This is a genomic window from Rhodococcus sp. FW305-130 (assembly GCF_058788335.1).
In genome coordinates this window covers 93,264-114,453 of the sequence record NZ_JBYTAP010000006.1, presented here as the reverse complement: position 1 = coordinate 114,453, position 21,190 = coordinate 93,264, and the positions used below count along the sequence as shown (strand labels likewise).

Below are 21,190 nucleotides of genomic sequence, written 5' to 3'. Positions count from 1 at the left end.
GCGCCTTTGTTAACCGCCCGCGGTTAATAAAGGCGCACAGCAGTTTACGAAGCAGAGGTCACGCGGTAGACGTCGTAGACGCCTTCCACATTGCGAACCACGTTGAGCACATGACCCAAGTGCTTCGGGTCGCCCATCTCGAAGGTGAACTTGCTGATCGCCACTCGGTCACCTGAGGTGGTGACCGAGGCCGACAGGATGTTCACTTTCTCGTCGGCCAACGCCTTGGTGACGTCGGAAAGCAACCGATGACGATCGAGCGCCTCGATCTGGATCGCGACCAGGAACACCGACGTCGCTGACGGTGCCCATTCGACGTCGATGATTCGCTCGGACTGATCGTGGAGCGAGTTGGCGTTGGTGCAGTCGGTACGGTGCACGCTGACCGCCCCACCGCGCGTGACGAAGCCCAGAATCGAATCGCCCGGAACCGGCGTGCAACACTTTGCGAGTTTTGCCACCGTGCCGGGTGCTCCGGGAACCAGAATTCCGGAGTCACCCGTACTGCGGGTGCGCACCGGCATGGTCGACGGCGTCGAACGCTCGGCCAGTTCCTCCTCGACGGCGCCGACGCCGCCCAGATGAGCAACCAGTCGCTGCACGACGTGGTGCGCCGACACCTGGCTCTCGCCTACCGCCGTGTACAACGCCGAGACGTCGGGATAGCGAAGTTCATGCGCGATCGTGCTCATCGATTCGGCATTCATCAACCGCTGCAACGGAAGTCCCACACGGCGGACTTCCTTCGCGATCTGATCCTTGCCGGACTCGAGCGCCTCTTCGCGGCGTTCCTTCGCGAACCACTGACGGATCTTCGCCTTGGCACGCGGCGAGACGACAAACGTCTGCCAATCTCGGCTCGGCCCGGCGGTGGCAGCCTTCGACGTGAAGACCTCCACCACTTCGCCGTTTTCGAGAGTTCGTTCCAGCGCGACCAACCGGCCGTTGACCCTGGCACCGATGCATCGGTGCCCGACCTCGGTGTGCACCGCATACGCGAAATCGACGGGAGTCGATCCGGCAGGCAACGTGATCACGTCACCCTTTGGCGTGAAGACGAAGATCTCCTTGACCGCGAGGTCGTAACGCAACGATTCGAGGAACTCCCCCGGATCGGCCGCTTCACGTTGCCAGTCGAGTAGCTGACGCATCCACGCCATGTCGTCGACCTCGGCGATGTCGCCCGCGTGCTTGCCCTTGGTCTCCTTGTACCGCCAGTGCGCGGCGATACCGAACTCCGCGGTCCGGTGCATGTCCTGGGTCCGGATCTGGACCTCCAGGGGCTTGCCTTCCGGTCCCACGACGGTGGTATGCAGCGACTGGTAGACGCCGTAGCGCGGCTGTGCGATGTAGTCCTTGAAGCGTCCGGCCATCGGCTGCCACAGTGAGTGGACAACGCCGACCGCGGCGTAACAGTCACGCACTTCTTCACACAGGATGCGGACGCCGACCAGATCATGGATGTCGTCGAAATCGCGGCCCTTGACGATCATCTTCTGATAGATCGACCAGTAATGCTTGGGCCGGCCTTCGACGATGGCGTTGATCCGCGAGGCGGACAGAGTCGAGTTGATCTCGGCGCGAACCTTGGCCAGATAGGTGTCACGAGAAGGCGCGCGATCGGCGACCAGTCGAACGATCTCGTCATACTTTTTCGGGTGCAAGATAGCGAACGAGAGATCCTCGAGTTCCCACTTGACGGTCGCCATTCCAAGTCGATGTGCAAGTGGCGCAATGACTTCGAGAGTCTCTCGCGCCTTACGTGCTTGCTTTTCGGGCGGCAGGAATCGCATCGTGCGCATGTTGTGCAGACGATCCGCAACCTTGATCACGAGCACGCGCGGGTCCCGCGCCATCGCGATGATCATCTTGCGGATGGTTTCGCCCTCGGCGGCGGTGCCCAGAACGACCTTGTCGAGTTTGGTGACTCCGTCGACGAGGTGAGCGACCTCGTCACCGAAGTCCTTGGTCAACTCTTCGAGTGAGTACCCGGTGTCCTCGACGGTGTCGTGCAGAAGGGCTGCGACGAGGGTGGTGGTGTCCATACCCAACTCGGCCAGAATGCTTGCCACGGCCAACGGATGCGTGATGTACGGATCGCCGGACTTGCGACGCTGGCTCGAATGTCTGTCCTCGGCGACGTCGTACGCACGCTGGAGCAGCGCGAGGTCGGCCTTCGGATACAGCTCACGGTGGAGGCTGACCAACGGCTCGAGCACCGGGCGGATGGTGGCGTTGCGCTGACCGGTGATGCGCCGAGCAAGCCGAGCGCGCACCCTACGGGAGGCGGAAGCGGGCACGGCCAGGTTTTGCCCACCCCGATTGCCGGCAGTTTGCGCAGATCCCGAATCGTCGGGCACCGCGGACTTCGATGGTGTCGTCTCCGGAGCCGGATCTGCACCCGTCTCCTGCGACACTGCACCCGAGTTCTGTGATCGATCAAGATTCGACGTCATGTCGCCACCTCCTACCACCGAGTTGGTTGAGGCAACCGCCCTGCATCGGGTAATTGCCCTGGAGGTCTAACTCGACCCCCAGGAGACAACTTTAATACTCAGACCTTCACCAGGGATGTCAGTGGGTACTTCAAGAAGCGATCTCGACCGCGCAGTTCCTCGATCTCGAGCACCACTGCGACGCCGACGACGTTCGCTCCACCCAACTCAACCAACTGTACAGCCGCCTCGAGTGTCCCTCCGGTAGCCAGAACGTCGTCGATCACCAGAACATTCCGCCCGGTGAGATCGAAGCCGTTTGCAGGAATCTCGAGCGTCGAAGATCCGTACTCGAGGCTGTACGAACGAGAGAGCACCGGCGGCGGCAGTTTGCCGACCTTCCGCACGGCCACCACCCCAGCACCCATCTTCGCAGCCGCGCCGGCACCGAGCAGGAACCCGCGAGCATCGACGGCGGCAATCGTGTCGGCGTCCGGAGCACAGGCGACAAGGGCGTCGAGCACGGCCCCGAACCCCTCGGCGTCGGCGAACACCGGAGTCAGATCGGCGAACCGAACCCCGGGCCCGGGAAAGTTGTCCGCCCAACGGGTCAGCCGAACAACGGCGTCTCCGGCAGCCCGGTGGATTGCGATCAATTCTTCAGGCGTGTGCAAGGCAACACCATTCGAGACGCTCATCTGCGTAATACCCATCTGTCCATGTTCCAGCCGGTAGCGGCCCGAGTCGGATTGACCAACACTGCCGACATGCCTGGAGCTACAGCGACAGTTCGTAGTTGATTGAACAGTGGAATCGTAGGCACCTGTGTCCACAGGATGTTCTCCGCCTCCACCGAGAGTCCCAATTGCGCACTGGTGCTCGCATCCACGTTCAACTGATCGATGATCTGATCGATCCGTGCATTTCCGTACGTACCGAGGTTTGCGCCGTTGCCCGATCGCAACGCTCCGCGCGCGTCGATCATGCTCGCTGTTCCGCCTGCCCCGACTTTGCCTGCCATGCCGGAAAGCACAGCGTCGACTCCCCCGGACTGCAGACTCGCAGGATCGAAGCTGTCGGTACTCGCGTCCTCGATCGTGATTCCCGCCGGAGCACACGCGGCTTTCGCTTCAGAGACGATCTGCGCCCGCACCGGGTCCGGTGCGAGGTACCCGACCCGGACGGTCAACTGGTCGAGATCGGCTTCCGACAACGACGTCTTCGCGGCATCGACGTCGGCATTGGCGTACCGGTCACCGTCGACCGCAGCGGCGTCGCTGTAAACGAGTGAATCCGGCGCCATCAGTCGCGAATCGACCACGCCGGAACCCAGACCAGCCTGCGGCGCGTTATCCGTCTGCCCGAACTTCTCGAACAGAGTTGTCCGCGGAACACAATGCGCGAACGCTCGACGGGCGGCTTCGTCGCCCAGCGAACCAGACGTCGCGAGAACGAACTGCTCGATCGACCGCGACGGAATCTGTTGGACGTCGAACCCGGACGGAGTACCGAGCTCGCCCGCCGACCCGGAAGCGACGTCGACGACCTCGATCGAGTTCTTGTCGAGATCCTCGGTCAGATTCACACCACGTGGCCAGACGACGATGCGATCGGTCGCGGGCTTGTTGCCCCACCACCGCTCGTTCGCGACCAGCACCAGGCCGTCGTCGGCGCTGTACGAGTCGATTCGATACGGACCAGCGGAAGGCAGTACGGAGGTGTCCACCTGACCTGGAGTCAGGTTCCACCCGGTGTTCCAGAAGTCGGCGATCTTCGACAACGCTTCGGTGTCACCGGCATTCACCGCGCTCACCACGTCGCCGACTCCGGCGCGCTGCGTCACGATGTGTGAAGGCATCAATGCAGTCGCACCGAACAACGACCGCCAATCGGTGAACGATCGCCCGGGCTTGAAGAAGACAGTCGCGTCCTTCGACCCGCTCTGGCAGTCGATCCGGTCGATGTCCGCGTAACCGAGATTGTTCGCCGTGTCGAACATGGGCTTCACCGCACCATCGACGTCTTTGGTGAACTTGCCACTCGACGCCGCCCAGGTGAGGACCAGATCGTCACAGGACATCGGAATCCCGTCGGAGTACACCGACGCCGGATTGAGCTTGTACGAGACCGTGAGCACGTCACCGGGCAACTCCGACGCCGTTCCGATGTCGGTGTCCGACACAGGTGCTCCGGCCGGGCCGGTGAACGTGAAGCCGGGAAGCACCCGGCCGAACGCAGCCATCGCCCCGGACACCGATCCAGCTGTCGTGTTGGCGTTGTACGTGGAGATGGAGTTGTCGATGGCATATCCGATGGACGGAACCTGCTCGGCGCTTTCCGAGCAGGCCGCCAACGAACCGGCAGCCACAGCGGTGGCCGCAACGAACGTCATCGATCGAACCAGTGTGCGTGTTCTTGGGAGCATGTTCAGTGCCCCTTCTTGTTTCGCTTTCCGGTCGGCCGCACACCCGGCTGCGGAGCAACCGGCGCACGGCGTGCAGCTGGTGCGCCGACGGCAACCGTCTGCGTACCCTTCTCGGCCAGCGTAGCCCGGCGCGAGAGCACCTTACGAGTGTGAGCGGCAACGGGTCCCCAGCGTTCCTTCATCGACACCAGGAGCGGCGTCGCGAAGAAGATCGAGGAGTACGCACCCACGATGATGCCGACGAGCTGAACCAGTGCAAGGTCCTTGAGCGTGCCGACGCCGAGCATCCAGACCGCGACAACCATCAGAGCGATCACCGGGAGCACACTGATGACGGTCGTGTTGATCGATCGCATCAAGGTCTGATTCACCGCGAGGTTGGCCTGCTCGCCGTACGTCCGGCGCGTCAGATGCAGAACACCGCGTGTGTTCTCTTCGACCTTGTCGAACACCACCACTGTGTCGTACAGCGAGAAGCCGAGAATGGTGAGCAAACCGATCACCGTCGCGGGCGTCACCTCGAAACCGACGAGCGAGTAGACGCCGGCAGTGACGATGATGTCGAAGAACAACGCGACGATCGCGGCTACCGCCATGTCCCGCTCGAAGCGGATGGCGATGTAGATACTCACGATCACCAGGAACACAATCAGCGCGATCAGCGCCTTCTTGGTGATCTGGCCGCCCCAGGTTTCACTCACGTCCGCAAAACTGATGGCCTGCGCCGACGGGTTCCCGTTCTTGTCCTTGGGCTGGAACTCGTCGAAGAGCGCAGACTGCAGATCGTTGATCTGCGTCGCGTTCAACGTCTCCGACCGAATCTGCACGGTGGCGCTGGCACCCGAGCCGACCGTCTGCACGCTGACCGGCTCGAACCCGAGTGTGTCGGAGTAGACGGTTTCTACCTCCGACGTCTCGACTCCACCCTCGGCCGGGAACTGAATGCGCGATCCGCCCTCGAAATCGATACCGAAGGTGAAGCCGCGCAGGATGATGCTGAGCAGCGCAATGGCGACCAGAGCGCCGGTCAGTCCGTAGTAGAAACGACGCCTGCCGACGACCTCGAACGCACCCGTTCCCGTGTACAGCCGCGAGAGCCAACTGTGCTTGGGCATCGCGCCCTGATCGACGCCGGAGTCGGTGATCTCCGACCGGGCTGCGGCATCGGCGGACTCGGCCGAGGAACTGTTGTTGGACCCCACCGGGGAGTTGTTGGACTCGCTCATGCTCGTGTCTCCTTAGCCGACGCAGCGGCGGCAACCTTACGTTCGCGGGCAACCTCTTGCACTGCGCCGAGACCGTTGACGCTGGGCTTGGACCAGAACGCCGAACGGGACGCCATGCTGACCAGTGGCCACGTCACGAGGAACACGACAATCACGTCGAGAATGGTGGTCAGACCCAAGGTGAAGGCGAAGCCTCGCACCTGTCCGACCGCCAGCACGTACAGAACTGCAGCCGCGATGAAGCTCACCGCGTTGCCGGACAGAATTGTTCGGCGCGCTCGCGCCCAACCGCGTGGCACCGCGGAGCGGAAGCTACGGCCCTCACGCATTTCGTCCTTGATGCGTTCGAAGAACACGACGAACGAGTCGGCGGTCATACCGATACCGATGATCAGACCAGCCATGCCGGCCAAGTCGAGTGTGAAGCCGATGTATCTGCCGAGCAGAACCATGATCGCGTAGACCATGACTCCGGAGAGGATCAGCGACAACGCCGTCAGGACGCCGAGCATCCGGTAGTAGACGAGGCAGTACAGCAGAACGAGAACGAGACCGACCGCGCCGGCAATCAATGCCGCCTGAAGTGAGGCCAGGCCGAGCGTTGCCGAGACCGTCTCGGCCTCGGAGGCTGCGAACGAGAGCGGAAGCGAACCGTACTTCAGAGTGTTGGCAAGTTCTTTGGCGCTCTCCGCAGTGAAACTGCCCGTGATCGAGGTCGCGCTACCCGCAGGCGTTGCACCTTGAATCGTGGGAGCGCTGACGACCTTCGAGTCGAGCGTGAACGCTGCCTGCTTGCCGATGTTGGCTGAGGTGAACTCGGCCCAGGTGTTGCTGCCGGTCGTCTTGAACGAGAGGCTGATCTCGTGGCGCGACTGCTGCGAGTTGAAGACCGAAGACGCGTCGGCAATCTCCTGGCCGTCGATGATCGAAGGACCGAGAAGATAGATGTTCAGTCCGTCTTGCGAGCACGCGACCAGCGGAAGAGTCGGGTCGTCGTTTCCACGGAGCGGATCCGCGACGGAGCAGTCGAGGTTCGCCACTGCTTGCTGCTGCACCGTCGGATCGCTGCTCTGTCGGAGGGCGCGCGCTGCGGCGATTTCCGCTGCTGCTGCGTCGCCTTCGTCGGTGCCGTCACTCGATGCGTCCGCGGGGGGAGCCGGTGTTGTCGTCTCCGGCGCCGGGGTTGCCTCCGGAGTCGTCGGGTCCTGAGCCAGGAACGGGCGGTTCTGCGGCGTCTGGGTCCCGTCGGCCGGTACCTCGGGAGCCGGGGCATCAGTGGCCGGAGTTTCGGCCGCCGGCGCCTCAGGGGTAGCTGTCCGGTTCGCGTCACGGGTGGCGACATCGATCGAACCCGTCACCGGGCGGATGTACAGACGGGCGGTCTGGCCGAGCGAGCGAGCCTGCGCACTGTCGTCGCCGGGAACGGTGATGACGAGGTTGTCACCGTCGACGACGACCTCGGAGCCGGAAACGCCGAGACCGTTGACGCGGGTCTCGATGATTTCCTGAGCCTGCTTGAGACTGTCCTGACTGGGAGCGCTGCCGTCCGGGGTACGAGCGGTCAACGTGACGCGCGTTCCACCCTGCAGGTCGATGCCGAGTTTCGGCGTGGCCGACTTGTCTCCAGTGAAGAACACCAGGGCATACAGTGCCACCACCAGGACCCCGAAAAGGGCCAGGTAGCGGACCGGATGCACCGTTCCGGTGGAAGGTGCCACGATCTTTAAGTCTCCTCAGTAGGTGCAGAGCTTCAGTAAATGCAGGGCTCGGGCGGTCGACGACCACCCGAGCTGCGGCGTTCGAACTGCAAGGATTGATCAACGGGATGAACTGAGCTGCTGGTGAAAGAACTACTCCGATGAAAGAACTACTACAGACCAACCGATCTGGACGTGTGTCCGAGTTCACAACTCTAGAACACGTGCCAGGTCGACGAAGTCAGGACTCCTTGGTGAGCCGGATTTCGGTGTCAGCAGCTGATTCTTCGATCTCGGAAACCGAGTCGTCGTCGTACTCGTCGGTTTCGGCCGTCTCGACAACGCGCTCACGGATGACCAGACGCGACCAGGTGGTGATGACACCGTCGGCGATCTCGAGGTCCACGGTGTCGTCGTCCAGAGAAGCAATCGTGGCATAGAGCCCGGCCGTGGTCTGCACTCGATCGCCGACCTGCAGCGAGTCCTGCATCTCGGAAGTGGCAGCCAAAGCCTTCTTCTGCTTGCGCATGCCCAGGAACATGGGCACCAGCAGTGCGAGGATCAAGAGTGGGAAAAGCAAACTCGACATGTGTTGATCAACCTCGGTTGTGTTGCACGTTTTACGCCGCGATGGTCCCGGATGGACCTACGCAATACACCAGTGTGCCATTAGTTGCTGAGGATTCCTGACAGATCGGCCGTTCAAGTAGGCCTTTCCAGTCGAAATTCACTCTCCGTTCGGATCGAACAACGTGGCCTGCGGTTCGTTGACACGAACCTCGATACCGCCCGCTGCGGCATCCGGCGGCGGTGTCATTCCGAGTTGAGTCCAGGCAGCGGCGGTAGCCACGCGTCCTCGCGGCGTCCGGGCGATCATCCCGGCCCGAACCAGGAACGGCTCGCACACTTCTTCCACCGTCGACGGTTCCTCGCCGACGGCCACCGCAAGCGTCGACACGCCGACGGGCCCGCCGCCGAACGACCGCACCAATGCACTCAGTACGGATCGGTCGAGACGGTCCAAGCCCAACTGGTCCACGTCGTAGACAGCCAAGGCCGCCTGAGCGACGTCCATGGTGACGATTCCGTCGGCGCGCACCTCGGCGAAGTCGCGAACCCGGCGCAGCAATCGGTTCGCGATACGCGGTGTCCCCCGCGAGCGTCGTGCGATTTCGGCCCCGGCGTCAACTTCGAGATTGACTCCCAAAATTCCGGCCGAACGCATCAGAATCTGTTGCAGCTCTTCGGGTTCGTAGAAATCCATGTGAGCGGTGAACCCGAAGCGGTCGCGCAACGGACCGGTCAGCGCACCTGACCGCGTAGTCGCACCGACCAGCGTGAACGGTGCAACCTCCAGAGGAATCGACGTGGCACCCGGCCCCTTACCGACGACGACGTCGACACGGAAGTCTTCCATCGCCAGGTACAACATCTCCTCGGCCGGACGAGCGATTCGGTGAATCTCGTCGATGAACAACACGTCACCCTCGACGAGATTGCTCAGCATCGCGGCCAGGTCTCCGGCGCGTTCGAGCGCCGGTCCGGACGTCAACCGCAGAGAAGAGCCCAACTCCCCCGCGATGATCATCGCCATCGACGTCTTGCCGAGTCCGGGGGGACCGGACATCAGGATGTGATCAGGTGTGCTGCCGCGAAGTTTTGCTCCGGTGAGCACGAGCTGCAGTTGTTCGCGAACACGGGGTTGCCCGATGAAGTCGTCGAGACTCTTGGGGCGCAAACTCGCTTCGACATCGCCGTCTCCCGCCACCAATTCGGCAGAGACCTGCGACTCGTCGTCGAAATCGTCGATCGGGTCGAAGTTCATCGAGTCTTACCGAGCAGCGACAGAGCAGAACGCAGTGCTACCGACGTAGTGGCCTCGGGCGATTCCGCCAGGACCGAATCCGTGGCTTGCTCGGCCTGCTTGATCGGGAAGCCCAGACCTTCGAGAGCCTCGACGATCTGATCACGGATCGAACTGCCGACGACGACACCGGAAGCCGCGCCGGCCGTCGTCGCGACCGCGTCGACTTTGTCGCGCAATTCGACAACCATGCGCTCAGCGCCGCGTTTTCCGATACCGGGGACCCTCGTCAACGCCGTCAGGTTGCCTTCCGAGAGCGCCCGCCGCAATGCGTCCGGTTCGAGAACTGCAAGAGTTGCCATCGCCAGGCGCGGTCCGACTCCGGAAACCGTCTGCAGGAGGCTGAACAGGTCCTTCGACTCGGTATCGGAAAAACCGTAGAGCGTCATCGAGTCTTCGCGAACGATCATCGTCGTGAACAGTCGCGCTTCGCTTCCCCGATGCAGTGCACCGAGAGTCACCGGGGTGGCATTGACCCGATAGCCGACACCTGACGCTTCGATGACCGCGTGGTCGAGCGCAATATCGAGTACCTCGCCGCGTACCGACGCGATCATCGTGAACCTGCCTTCTTCATCTCGGCCAATTTTGCCTGATACTTACGCATTTGTTCAGCGGCCATCGCCTCGGCGCGGGCCATTCGCTCGATCATCGGTGCTCGCCAGCAGTGACAGATCGCGAGCGCCAGAGCGTCAGCGGCGTCAGCCGGTTTCGGCGCCGTCTTCAAGTTCAGGATTCGCGTCACCATCGCGGTGACCTGCGCCTTGTCGGCGTTACCGCTGCCGGTAACGGCGGCCTTCACCTCGCTGGGCGTGTGGAAACACACCGGGATACCGCGTCTGGCGGCAGCGAGCGCGACAACTCCGCCTGCTTGCGCCGTCCCCATCGCCGTACTGACGTTGTGCTGCGCGAATACACGCTCGATCGCGACGACCTCCGGCTTGTACTGCTCGATCCACAGCTCCGCCGCATCGGAGATCCGCAGTAGCCGAGACCCGAGGTCCATCTCGGGCGGGGTCCGCACCACGTCGACGGCAATGGGGCGCACTTTCCTGCCGTTGCTCCCGTCGACCACGCCCAACCCGCAGCGAGTCAAGCCTGGGTCCACTCCGAGCACGCGCACTTTGCCACACCTCTCCATACCGAACAGCTGTTCGATAGCTTAGCGGTGCGCGGGCCTACTACCCCGCATCAACACGCAACCCGGCCGAGACGCGGACGTCAGGGCCGGGTTGAGTTGAAAAGCAATCAGTCTTCGAGAGCCGCGAGAACCTCGTCGGACAGATCGATGTTGGTGTAGACGTTCTGCACGTCGTCAGAGTCTTCGAGCGCGTCGACGAGCTTGAAGATCTTGCGTGCGCCGTCGACATCCAAGGGAACCTCGACGGAAGCGCGGAAATCGGCTTCAGCGGAGTCGTAGTCGATGCCGGCTTCCTGAAGTGCCGAACGTACGGCAACCAGATCCTGTGGCTCACTGACGATTTCGAAGGTTTCACCGAGATCGGTGACTTCCTCGGCACCGGCGTCGAGCACAGCCATCAGGACGTCGTCCTCCGACTGGCCGTTCTTCTCGAGCGTGACGACACCCTTGCGAGCAAACAGGTAGGAGACGGAACCCGGGTCAGCGAGGTTGCCACCGTTACGGGTCATCGCGGTGCGAACTTCACCGGCTGCGCGGTTGCGGTTGTCGGTGAGGCACTCGATCAGAACGGCGACGCCGTTGGGTCCGTAGCCCTCGTACATGATGGTCTGCCAGTCTGCGCCGCCCGCTTCTTCACCGGCGCCGCGCTTGCGCGCACGCTCGATGTTGTCATTGGGAACAGACGTCTTCTTCGCCTTCTGGATGGCGTCGTACAAGGTGGGGTTGCCCGTGGGATCGCCACCGCCGGTTCGTGCCGCCACCTCGATGTTCTTGATCAGCTTCGCGAAGGATTTGCCACGACGTGCGTCGATCACAGCCTTCTTGTGCTTGGTGGTGGCCCATTTTGAGTGGCCGCTCATGCGATTCAAGCCCCTTTCCTGCTGCGTTGCGCACGCCGAATGCGCGTCTTTCAGCTCTGCCGATGTTACCCGTCCCACGTCACAACTCGCTGCATCCCCCGACACGAATTAGTCAAACCGCGCATTATTTGCATAGAATGCAAACATGTTGGTTCGAATAGATCACGCCTCCGCAACTCCGCTCGCGGAGCAGATTGCAGCCGGGGTTCGTGGCTCGGTCATCCGCGGTGAGATCGGACCAGGTGACCGCCTGCCGTCCGCTCGCGCTCTCGCCGAGTCGATCGACGTCAATCTCCACACGGTTCTTCGTGCGTACGCAACACTCCGCGACGAAGGCCTGATCGACCTCCGACGCGGACGTGGCGCCGTCATTCGCGCCGAATTCGACTCGGGAAGAACAGCTCTCAACGAATCTGCGCGCGAGTTCGTACGGCAGGCCCGAAATCTCGGACTCGACACTGCGCACATGCTCGACCTCATCAAGGAGACCAGCACACAATGACGACCAGCAAGATCCGACTCTGGACAGCAGCTTCGCTGACTCTGATCCCGACCCTGATTCTGGTGTTCGCACGCTTCGCGTGGGGTGACCGCCTACCCGAGACCGTCGCGAGCCATTGGTCCGGATCGACCCCGGACGGGTTCAGCACCACGACGACGTTTTTCGCCATCGCGCTGGTGATTTCACTGGTGGCTGTCGTTTGCGCCTGTGCCGTCGCGGCCCGTTCGAGCGACAACGCGCCCTTGTTTCTCGCCGTAACCTCGATCTCGAGTGCGACACTGGCGACGATCTGGATTCTGAGCGTCGCCTTGACGATCGACGCCGGGTCGCCGGAAGACGCGCGTATCGGCTGGTGGATTCTTGCGCCGATCGCGGCGGTACTCGTAGGAGTTCTGGCATACGCGCTGCCTGACCAGCAACGAAGCGGCCCGGAGTCGCCACTGCCGACCCCGACGCTCGACACTCCGCTGACGGCCTCCGAACGTGCAGTGTGGGTCGGGCAGGTCCGCAGCGTCTGGCCGTGGATCGTTACCGCCGGCCTCGTAGTGCTCGTGATCGCGACTGCCGCATACTCGGATTGGTGGGTTGCCGTGATCCTGGGTGTGTCCACCCTCGCCGTCACAGCATTCGCGTCGGTCACCGTGCGCGTCGACCGTCACGGTGTCGGCATCAGTTCCTGGGGCGTTCGATGGAAGAAGATCCCCATCTCGAAGGTGAAGTCCGCATCAGTCGACGCGATACGTCCGGCCGAATGGGGTGGATGGGGTTACCGAATGACACCGCGCGGAACAGCCGTCACTCTCCGCTCGGGTGAGGCCATCGTGGTCACTCTCGAGAACGGACGACTGTTCGCCGTGACCGTCGATCAGCCGGAAGACGGTGTGAAGCTGATCAATTCGTTGGTTCAGGCTGGTTGATTCACGAACAACGTCAATTTACGAACAACGTCAATTCACGAACAACACGGCAGCGGCATTGCCGGCGAGGTAGAAGCCGGCAATGCCGAACACCCAACCCATCGCGCTGTCGCCGTGGCGTGAGATGAACGAGTCCACCCCGCTCAGCGGCTTGTCCAGTCGGTCGCCGGCCACGATCCGCCCGCACAACAGAAGCACTGCCGGAGTGGCCATGATCAGGCAGTATCCGGCAAGTATCGACGCAGACGTGACTGCGGACAGCCCAGCAGCGGTGATCATCGCGATCGCCGCCAAGTAGGGCAGCATCGTCACCAACTCGGCGGTCCCGGCAGCAATTGCCATAAGTACAACACTTCTCGCGGAACTGCCCGAGCCGAGCACCCGCTCTCGCCAAACATGAGTTCGATCGGCCTGACCGGATGTGCGCCTCTTCTCGGAATCGAATCGAAAACTCCACGCGAACAACGCGATACCCAGTATCAACTGCGCACCGCGGGCGGCGGGGGTTTCGAGCAGCGGGGCGACGACAGGCATACCTGCCCGTGCCGTCGTCCAGACTGCCACCCCGACAACAAAATAGAACGTCGTGATGACCACCAGATACGTCAGCAGCCTGCGAACCTGCGGTCGTCCCGGCATCAACAACATCCAGACCGGGACGACCAATGTTCCGATGCTCGTACTGTCCAGCAGGGCGAGCCCGCCCAGCGTGGTGAGCAGGACGAGTTCCACGTCAGTCGTTTCGGCGCTCGGGTATCGCTGTCTCCCTCGTTCGGACTGCATTCACGATGTCGAAAGCACCGATGATCGCGAGGATCACGCCGAGTGGTCCGCCGCGAAACCAGAAGAACTCGGCGTCACGCGCGAACAGCCACAGACAGCCGCCACCGACGACCAAGAGAATGCCGATCATCAACTCGAAGCGAATTTTCATACGTCGAGCCTGTCTTCTCTATCGAATCCGCACATCAGCCATCGGAACAACGCCGACCTCATCATTTGGTATGACAAGTCAGGCGCCCCGATGTGCTCTGATAAGTCTGTGGTGACCAGAAGTCGGAGTGTCGGCAAGTGGAACGATCCGCTCATCGCCTTCGGCCTGTTCGCGATCGGGGTACTCCTCTACCTGGTCGGCCTGTACCAAATGTGGACCGATGTCGGAGGGGTCGCCGACGTTCCCGCCGGGGTTCGGATCGGGATGCTGGCTCTGCTGTGTGCGATCGACTCGTTCCGGCGGGTGCGTCCGGCAACGGCCTTGGCGGCGGGGGCCGTCATCGTCGCGGTCGACGCCGCTCTGGGACCCACTCTGCCGATGTGGCTGGTCCTCTCGGATCTCACCTACGCCGCAGTTCTGTACGGGACGGCGCGGCTGGGCCGAGTGGTGTGTTCTCTGACCGCGGTGACGGTTGCCGCGCTCACCGCACTCGTCTACCTGTCCACCCAGGACGTCCGCGCTGCGGCAGGGGCAGGCGTCGTGACGGCACTGTTCTTCGGTACACCGGTGTGGTGGGCACTGGTCATCCGTCGACAAGTCGAACTGACCGAGGCCGAACGCGAGCGTTCCAGAGTCCACGAAGCACTCGCCGCTCTAGACCGCGAGGCCGCAGTCGCTCACGAACGAGCAACCATGGCGCGCGATCTGCACGACGTCATCGCAAGCCACCTCTCCGCCATCGCAATCCATTCGGAGGCGGCACTGTCCACCACAGCTCTCTCCGGTGAACGGGGCGAACCAGACGACGGCTTGCGGGAGATGATCGGGGCGATCAGATCGAGCAGTCTCGCGGGCCTTTCCGAGATGCGGTCGATGATCGAACTGCTCCACGCCGGGGACGACGAGACCCCGGACCCGCGTTCCTCTCCCCCGCGGCTGACCGAGTTGCCCGTCGTCCTGGACGCAGTTCGGGCAGCCGGTGGCACCGTTCACGTTGCGATCGACATCGATGCTGCCGACCTGCCGAGCGTGGTCGATCACACGGCGTATCGGATCACCCAGGAAGCGTTGACCAATGCGCTCAAGCATGCACCTGGTGCGCCGATCTCGATGTCGATCTCTCTCCAGCACAATGCATTACAGATCGAGATCCGAAACCCCGTCGGTCGCGACACATCCCATCCGCGGGCTGGAACGCGTGGACTTGCAAACATGCGTCACCGCGCCGAGCTGCTGGGCGGTTCACTCGACGCACTTCCGGTCGACGGAGAATGGACGGTATGCGCGCAGCTACCGGTCCCCGCACCGAACGGAACGGATCGGTGATCACCGTCGCCCTGGTCGACGACCACGCCGCGATCCGCTCCGGCCTGGCGATGATCCTGCGGCAGCGCGACGACATCGATGTCGTTGCAGAAGCCGGTGACGGAGCGTCGGCGATCACCGTCACCCGCACGCATCAACCCGACGTCGTACTCATGGACGTCCGGATGCCAGGCACCGACGGCATCGAGGCGACGCGTCAGATCATCGGGACGACCCGCAGCCGGGTTCTGGTGTTGACCACCTTCGACCTCGACGAATACGTCTTCGCGGCCTTGCGCGCTGGCGCGTCGGGATTCCTGCTCAAGACGGCGACCGCGGACGAACTGACCAGCGCTATCCGCAATGTCGCGGCCGGAGATGCAGTGCTCGCTCCTCGTGCGGCGCGTGCACTGATCGGCGAGTTCGTTCAGCGTGCACCCAACCCACCGAACCGCTGGGATTGAGCGAGCTCACCGACCGTGAACGTGAGGTGCTCGCGCTGTTGGGGACGGGTATGTCCAATGCCGAACTGTCGCGTGAACTCGGTGTCGGTGCTCCGACGGTGAAGTCGCATGTGTCGCGAGTTCTGGCGAAGTTGCACCTCACCTCGCGCGTCCAGGCGGCGATCCTTGCCCGCGAACTGGAGCTGTAGGTTCGGCCGAGGCTGGCTACTCGAGTTATCCGCGAACCAGATCGACGAACATCTCGTGTACTCGACGGTCACCGGTTACCTCGGGATGGAAAGAAGTGGCGATCACCGAGCCCTGCCGAACCGCAACGATCCGGCCCGCGGCCTCCCCCGCGGCGGCGGGAACCTGTGCAAGGACCTCAACGCCCGGTCCAACTCGCTCCACCCACGGCGCGCGGATGAAGACGGCGCGGATGGGATCTCCGATGATGCCCTCGAACTCCAGGTCTGACTCGAAAGAATCGACCTGTCTACCGAAAGCGTTGCGGCGCACCGTCATGTCGATGGCGCCGAGATGCTCGGCGTCCGGTCGGGTGTCGAGTACCTCGCTCGCCAGCAGAATCATGCCGGCACACGAACCGTAGGCCGGCAGACCGCCGCGAAGACGCTCACGCAGCGGATCCAACAGTTCGAACACCTGCAGAAGCCGGCTCATGGTGGTGGATTCGCCACCCGGAATCACGATTCCGTCTACCTTGTCCAGCTCCTCCGGCCGTCGGACACCCACGGCATCCGCACCCGAATCATCAAGTGCAGCAAGGTGCTCGCGAACATCACCCTGGAGGGCGAGTACACCGATCAACGGACGCGTCATCACACAGTTCCTGTCTTGTTCTCACGGCTGTCGGGTTCGCGTTCCAGACGCGTCAAACCCTCCTGAACCACCGCTGCCACCATGTTGCCATCGCGATCGTAGATACGCCCCTGAGTGAGCGCGCGACCGAAACCTGCCGACGGCGATGTCTGGTCGTAGAGCAACCACTCGTCGGCCCGGAACGGACGCAGGAACCACATCGCGTGATCGAGTGAAGCAGTCTGCGTCTTCACGCCGCGGTGCGGGACTTTCGAAGTTCCGAGCAGGGTCATGTCACTGAGGTACGCAAGCGTGCAGATGTGCAGCAGCGGACGATCCGGCAGAGGCTCGCGGTAGCGCATCCACACGCGCTGTTGTGCGGCGAGATCCGGCGCTGACGCACTCTGCTCGGCCGGCACAATTCTGATGTCCCAGTTCTTCCACTCTTGGTAGAACTGGGATTCCGCCAACTTGGGGACGGTCTGCGCGTCCTGCAAGTCCTCCGGCGCCGGAACGGAAGGCATCCGATCCTGATGCTCGATACCTTCGTCCTCGACGTGGAACGAGGCCGACATCGTGAAGATCGTCTTGCCGTCCTGGACTGCGTTCACCCGGCGGGTGCAGAACGAGCGCCCGTCGCGGATGCGGTCCACCAGGTAGACCGTCGGAATCTTCGGGTTGCCCGGGCGCAGGAAGTATCCGTGCAACGAGTGCACGTGGTAGCTCTCGTCGACGGTACTCACCGCAGAAACCAACGACTGCCCGGCAACCTGCCCGCCGAACGTCCGCTGAAGTGCGGTGGGATGGACCGCACCACGGAAGATGTCCTTCTCCAGGTGTTCGAGCGCGAGGATCTCCTCGATACCAACCATGAGTCCTCCGGAAATAGACCGCCGCAGTGGGCGCGATGACGGTTCACAATATCGCCTCGGCGAGCGGGCACGGCACCATGGTGGGCGTGAGCACATTCATCCCGTCCACTCCCCTCGCCCTGGCCGAGCAGATCGCAACGCTGAGCGGATCATTTCCGTCGGTCGCGGTAGTAGCGATCGACGGACCTGATTGTGCGCAGCCGTCTCGGCTCGCGGAACTGGTCCGGGCCGCCGTCGAGTCGCACAGCAGGCCGAGTGCTGTTGTGTCACTGCACGACTACGTGCGGCCGGCTTCGCTGCGATACGAGTTCGGTCACGAGGATGCGCTGAGTTACCGCACCATCTGGTTCGACTATCCGGCACTCGATCGTGAAGTGATCACCGCTGCCCGCACCAAACGAGCGTTCTTGCCGAAACTCTGGGACGAACCCACCGATCGATCGGCTCGCTCGACCCGCGTCCCCGTCCATGAGCGCGCGGTCATCGTGATCGCCGGTCCGATGTTGCTCGGGCGTGGGCTGGAGTTCGACGTCAGCGTCCGCCTGGACATGAGCGAACCTGCCATGCGGCGGCACACACCGGAGGCGGATCTGTGGACCGTCGACGCACTCCTCGAACACCGCTCAGAGATGTCCGAGGAGGTCGATTTCGAGGTCAGGTACGACCATCCGGCCCGGCCTGCGGTGCGGTCTCGCCCGTGAAGGTCTCACTGCGATTGATCTCACTTCAGGCGACCTCACTTCGGCCTACCTCACTTCGGGCGATACAGCCTGGTCAGGCCTTCTTGGACGACTGCAGCAACCATATTTCCTCGGCTGTCGAAGATTCGTCCCTGCGTCAATGCGCGACCGAAGCCCGCTGACGGCGACGTCTGGTCGTACAACAGCCACTCGTCGGCCCGGAACGGCCGCAGGAACCACATGGCGTGATCGAGCGAGGCGCTTTGCATGGCGACGTCCATGTGAGGGCCTCGGGAAGATCCGAGCAGCGTCATGTCGCTCATGTACGCAAGCGTGCACACGTGAAATACCGGGTCGTCCGGGAGAGCCTCGCGGGAACGGAACCATACTTGCTGCTGTGCGGCAGCGCCTGGACGTTTGTTGATGTCGGCCTTCGGCACCATCCGGAGGTCCCAATCGGCCCACTCGCGAGCCAACCACGCAGTCTCGGGGTCTTCCGAATCCTGGGCGATGGCCAAGGTCTCGGGGTCAGGGACCGGTGGCATCTCGTCCTGGTGCTCGATGCCTTCGTCTTGGACGTGGAAGGACGCCGACATCGTGAAAATGGCTTGCCCGTCTTGAATTCCGGTGACCAAGCGGGTCGCGAACGATCGACCGTCCCGAACACGATCAACCAGAAAAACGGTCGGCTCCATCGGATTGCCCGGACGCAGGAAATATCCGTGCAACGAATGAACTGAATAGGCCGGATCGACCGTGCGTACCGCCGACACCAATGCCTGACCGGCGACCTGGCCGCCGAAAGTGCGGGTCAGGGTGGTCTCCGCGATGATTCCTCGAAAGATGTCACGCTCGAGGCGTTCCAACTCCAGAATTTCTTCGATCCTCGCCATCGATGCTCCACATCTTCCCGTGTACCGACGTCTACCGACCTTCACACAATGCCTGACGCACCCCCGGCCACCAAAGTGGGCATCCGAAAACACCGAGCGACGGGGCGCATCGACTCAGAATGGCGGTGGATCGTCTCCGCCGTCGAAGGTCCTCCTCGGGGCCTTCTTCATCCGCCGGTGCATCCGTATCCGCTGACGCCGGCGCTCACCCCGCACACGAGAGGCCTTGTTCTCCAGACGTGTGCGCCGACGCCGACCACCCTCGGGCAGTACAGGCTCGAGCATTCCCGCCAGCAGACCTGACGGCCTGGTTCGGTAACAATGTCCGGTCGGCGAGGTCAGCATGACACTCCGGTCCGGGTTCGAGATGTGCAGCCACTGACCGGAATGCTTGAGGCGGTGATGGTTTCGACAATACGCACTCAGATTCGACGCCACGGTCTTTCCACCACGAGCGGGATTGCGATGATCAAAGGGCTCAGTGTGATCAAGATCTGAATTCCATGCAGCGACATCGCAGTGCAACCACTGGCAGCTTCCTGCGATCACCCGCACCCAGGTGTCGAGGACAGTGCCTGGGCGGTAGACCGACGCCGAAGGAACAACGGGCGGAGGTACTGGCTCGCACTCACCGGAAGACTCGAGCGCGGCATCGACTGGTACTTTCACCTTCCGAATCAGCGCACCCGCGGCGATGTCACGCGCATGCTCTGCACTGATCACTCCATAACCGTCAAGGTGAGCGGGTTCGTCTGCACCTGGTGCGTCACCGCCCTGAAGCGTTGATTCCAGCATGACCACGTGAACCAACGGCCGACGCACCACGACAATCCCGCTTCGATCTTGTGGGCAATCGTCCCGGCCGCAATCGCACGGCAGAATCGTCGACCCGGATACCAACGCTCCCAATGCGTCAGCTCGTCGTTGCTCGTACTTACGGGAATCGTGTCGACACACCGACATTGCCAACTCCCGCAACCGACGGTCGAAAGCCCGTGCTTCCTCCGCCGGAATACTCCCCAATATCCGCGCCATTCCGTCCTCGGCAGCGCTCACACCCACGAACCGATCAGCCAGGGCGCGGCGTCGACGTTCGCGTATCCCCTCGGGATCCACCACGGCGACGATCCGGTCGATAGCCGCTGTCAATCGGCGACCGGTCAAGCCGGTACCGCCAGGCATCGGTGGCGCCGAGATCTTTTCGAGGAGTTGCCGTTCCACCTCGTCGATCAAATCGTCAGCGACGTTGGCCGTAGCGGAGTCGATCAATCCGACTCGATACAGATCCAGTTCTCCGCGCGCCATGGCGGCACGCGTGCGATGGAGCCGAGACTTGAGAGAAAAGCCGAGACCGATCAACTTTCCCGCTGCGGCACGGCCCATGGTCAATGCCGCGCCGAGCTCGGCCTCAGCCAGTTCGTGAGCGGTAGACGACCAAGCACCATTATCGGTGTGGTCAGCGCTGCGACGCTCGAAAAACTCGGCAATGGCAGCCAGTTTCCGTTCCGCGAGCATCGATTCGCGCGCATGCAGATCGGCGATGAGATCGATGAGGGCGCAGTCGGATTCGGCACCAGGCAGCTGCGCTGCGGTACCCGAACTTCCTACTCCGTCATCGAACATTCCTCAACATTATTCGAATATACGTTCGATAGCCATGATTTCCAGGAATCAGTCCGAACAATCCCGATTGACCGAAAATTGTTGCGGAGCAACCTTTGCGGCCACTCGTGTTCCGGCAACGGATTCCCCTACTGAACCAGGGCGTTGATAATGCGGGCAGCTTCGGCCGGGTAGATAGGGCGGTCGGACCCACCACTCAATACCCAGTGGACTGGACTACCTTCGTCGAGGACTCGGAGTTGCACGTCGAGCGGAAACGCATCGATGTCAGCTGAGTCGACTGCAAAGACATGGACAATCTCATGCCCAGGTCGCCCCTCGAACTCGAAGATGTTCTCGACGACCTCGAGCAACTCGACGCTTCCCAACCTGACACCGAGTTCCTCCGCGAACTCGCGTCGCAGCGCTGCCTCGGCCGTCTCACCGAACTCGATACCGCCACCGATCAATCGATGAAAGTTCTCCCCCGTGACAGAGTCCGTGCCGTCGAGCATGAGTACATGACCGGAACGGACAGGTATCCCCAGTGAGATGTTACGAATTGACGACATACG

Annotated in this window: 21 protein-coding genes and 1 pseudogene; 5 read left to right on the top strand and 17 right to left on the bottom strand. The window is 62.5% G+C overall.

All coding sequences use genetic code 11. The features are described 5' to 3' along the window. Window positions 1-44: 44 nt before the first annotated feature. The 10 genes from AC3WQS_RS19730 to AC3WQS_RS19685 form a co-directional block, all read right to left on the bottom strand. Window positions 45-2,456 carry a RelA/SpoT family protein gene (locus tag AC3WQS_RS19730; protein ID WP_029255290.1) on the bottom strand — a complete coding sequence of 804 codons (2,412 nt, stop codon included), beginning with the start codon at window positions 2,454-2,456 and terminating at the stop codon, window positions 45-47. 98 nt (window positions 2,457-2,554) lie between these two features. Then, the gene (locus AC3WQS_RS19725; RefSeq protein WP_019748305.1) at window positions 2,555-3,133 is read right to left on the bottom strand and encodes an adenine phosphoribosyltransferase; all 579 of its coding nucleotides are present in this window, start codon (window positions 3,131-3,133) and stop codon (window positions 2,555-2,557) included. Beyond that, complete coding sequence (locus tag AC3WQS_RS19720) at window positions 3,130-4,860, bottom strand: ABC transporter substrate-binding protein (RefSeq protein ID WP_042951810.1); 1,731 nt, start codon at window positions 4,858-4,860, stop codon at window positions 3,130-3,132. The genes AC3WQS_RS19725 and AC3WQS_RS19720 overlap by 4 nt, the downstream gene beginning before the upstream one ends. Before the next feature lie 2 nt (window positions 4,861-4,862). After that, on the bottom strand, window positions 4,863-6,086 hold the full coding sequence (gene secF / locus AC3WQS_RS19715; protein ID WP_099698670.1) for a protein translocase subunit SecF: 1,224 nt from the start codon (window positions 6,084-6,086) through the stop codon (window positions 4,863-4,865). Then, complete coding sequence (gene secD / locus AC3WQS_RS19710) at window positions 6,083-7,804, bottom strand: protein translocase subunit SecD (RefSeq protein WP_060938516.1); 1,722 nt, start codon at window positions 7,802-7,804, stop codon at window positions 6,083-6,085. Before secD ends, secF begins: the two co-directional genes overlap by 4 nt. A gap of 220 nt (window positions 7,805-8,024) precedes the next feature. Next, window positions 8,025-8,372 carry a preprotein translocase subunit YajC gene (gene yajC, locus AC3WQS_RS19705; protein WP_047888383.1) on the bottom strand — a complete coding sequence of 116 codons (348 nt, stop codon included), beginning with the start codon at window positions 8,370-8,372 and terminating at the stop codon, window positions 8,025-8,027. 138 nt (window positions 8,373-8,510) lie between these two features. After that, window positions 8,511-9,608, bottom strand: coding sequence for a Holliday junction branch migration DNA helicase RuvB (gene ruvB, locus AC3WQS_RS19700; protein WP_019748300.1), 1,098 nt, complete (start codon window positions 9,606-9,608; stop codon window positions 8,511-8,513). Further along, a complete protein-coding gene (ruvA, locus tag AC3WQS_RS19695) occupies window positions 9,605-10,204 on the bottom strand; it encodes a Holliday junction branch migration protein RuvA (protein WP_007732953.1) in 600 nt (199 codons plus the stop codon). The genes ruvB and ruvA overlap by 4 nt, the downstream gene beginning before the upstream one ends. Continuing rightward, on the bottom strand, window positions 10,201-10,770 hold the full coding sequence (gene ruvC, locus AC3WQS_RS19690; RefSeq protein ID WP_020907638.1) for a crossover junction endodeoxyribonuclease RuvC: 570 nt from the start codon (window positions 10,768-10,770) through the stop codon (window positions 10,201-10,203). Before ruvC ends, ruvA begins: the two co-directional genes overlap by 4 nt. A 125-nt stretch (window positions 10,771-10,895) precedes the next feature. Beyond that, window positions 10,896-11,648, bottom strand: coding sequence for a YebC/PmpR family DNA-binding transcriptional regulator (locus tag AC3WQS_RS19685; RefSeq protein WP_007732951.1), 753 nt, complete (start codon window positions 11,646-11,648; stop codon window positions 10,896-10,898). Window positions 11,649-11,793: 145 nt separating this feature from the next. On the opposite strand from AC3WQS_RS19685, the gene AC3WQS_RS19680 reads away from it, so the two are divergent. Both AC3WQS_RS19680 and AC3WQS_RS19675 read left to right on the top strand, forming a co-directional pair. Beyond that, window positions 11,794-12,150 carry a GntR family transcriptional regulator gene (locus AC3WQS_RS19680; RefSeq protein WP_492712330.1) on the top strand — a complete coding sequence of 119 codons (357 nt, stop codon included), beginning with the start codon at window positions 11,794-11,796 and terminating at the stop codon, window positions 12,148-12,150. Next, complete coding sequence (locus AC3WQS_RS19675) at window positions 12,147-13,067, top strand: hypothetical protein (protein WP_070386645.1); 921 nt, start codon at window positions 12,147-12,149, stop codon at window positions 13,065-13,067. The genes AC3WQS_RS19680 and AC3WQS_RS19675 overlap by 4 nt, the downstream gene beginning before the upstream one ends. A gap of 30 nt (window positions 13,068-13,097) precedes the next feature. Here AC3WQS_RS19675 and AC3WQS_RS19670 read toward each other — a convergent pair whose 3' ends face one another. After that, window positions 13,098-13,799, bottom strand: coding sequence for a GAP family protein (locus AC3WQS_RS19670; protein ID WP_492712328.1), 702 nt, complete (start codon window positions 13,797-13,799; stop codon window positions 13,098-13,100). A 1-nt stretch (window position 13,800) separates the two neighbouring features. Beyond that, window positions 13,801-14,001 (bottom strand): hypothetical protein, encoded by a 201-nt coding sequence (locus tag AC3WQS_RS19665; protein WP_003943331.1) that lies wholly within the window; start codon window positions 13,999-14,001, stop codon window positions 13,801-13,803. Between the two features lie 111 nt (window positions 14,002-14,112). On the opposite strand from AC3WQS_RS19665, the gene AC3WQS_RS19660 reads away from it, so the two are divergent. Both AC3WQS_RS19660 and AC3WQS_RS19655 read left to right on the top strand, forming a co-directional pair. Next, window positions 14,113-15,327: a sensor histidine kinase gene (locus AC3WQS_RS19660; RefSeq protein ID WP_322742009.1), complete on the top strand. Its 1,215-nt coding sequence runs from the start codon at window positions 14,113-14,115 to the stop codon at window positions 15,325-15,327. Beyond that, a pseudogene (locus AC3WQS_RS19655) lies at window positions 15,282-15,958 on the top strand (response regulator). The gene AC3WQS_RS19660 and the pseudogene AC3WQS_RS19655 overlap by 46 nt, the downstream one beginning before the upstream one ends. Before the next feature lie 25 nt (window positions 15,959-15,983). Here AC3WQS_RS19655 and pdxT read toward each other — a convergent pair. Both pdxT and tesB read right to left on the bottom strand, forming a co-directional pair. Then, window positions 15,984-16,589, bottom strand: a complete 606-nt coding sequence (gene pdxT, locus AC3WQS_RS19650) for a pyridoxal 5'-phosphate synthase glutaminase subunit PdxT (RefSeq protein WP_003943308.1) — start codon at window positions 16,587-16,589, stop codon at window positions 15,984-15,986. Next, on the bottom strand, window positions 16,589-17,440 hold the full coding sequence (gene tesB / locus AC3WQS_RS19645) for an acyl-CoA thioesterase II (protein ID WP_019748293.1): 852 nt from the start codon (window positions 17,438-17,440) through the stop codon (window positions 16,589-16,591). The genes pdxT and tesB overlap by 1 nt, the downstream gene beginning before the upstream one ends. A gap of 35 nt (window positions 17,441-17,475) precedes the next feature. Between tesB and AC3WQS_RS19640 the strand changes: the two genes are divergently transcribed. Next, window positions 17,476-18,141, top strand: a complete 666-nt coding sequence (locus AC3WQS_RS19640) for a nucleoside/nucleotide kinase family protein (RefSeq protein WP_258955631.1) — start codon at window positions 17,476-17,478, stop codon at window positions 18,139-18,141. 50 nt (window positions 18,142-18,191) lie between these two features. On the opposite strand, the gene AC3WQS_RS19635 is transcribed toward AC3WQS_RS19640, so the two are convergent. The 3 genes from AC3WQS_RS19635 to AC3WQS_RS19625 all read right to left on the bottom strand — a co-directional run bounded on the left by AC3WQS_RS19635 (window position 18,192) and on the right by AC3WQS_RS19625 (window position 21,187). Beyond that, entirely contained in the window at window positions 18,192-19,013 is an 822-nt protein-coding gene (locus AC3WQS_RS19635; RefSeq protein WP_092765557.1) for an acyl-CoA thioesterase, read from the bottom strand. 114 nt (window positions 19,014-19,127) lie between these two features. Further along, window positions 19,128-20,636 (bottom strand): HNH endonuclease signature motif containing protein, encoded by a 1,509-nt coding sequence (locus tag AC3WQS_RS19630; RefSeq protein WP_492712325.1) that lies wholly within the window; start codon window positions 20,634-20,636, stop codon window positions 19,128-19,130. Window positions 20,637-20,764: 128 nt separating this feature from the next. Then, a complete protein-coding gene (locus tag AC3WQS_RS19625) occupies window positions 20,765-21,187 on the bottom strand; it encodes an NUDIX domain-containing protein (RefSeq protein ID WP_021332940.1) in 423 nt (140 codons plus the stop codon). Window positions 21,188-21,190 lie beyond the last annotated feature (3 nt).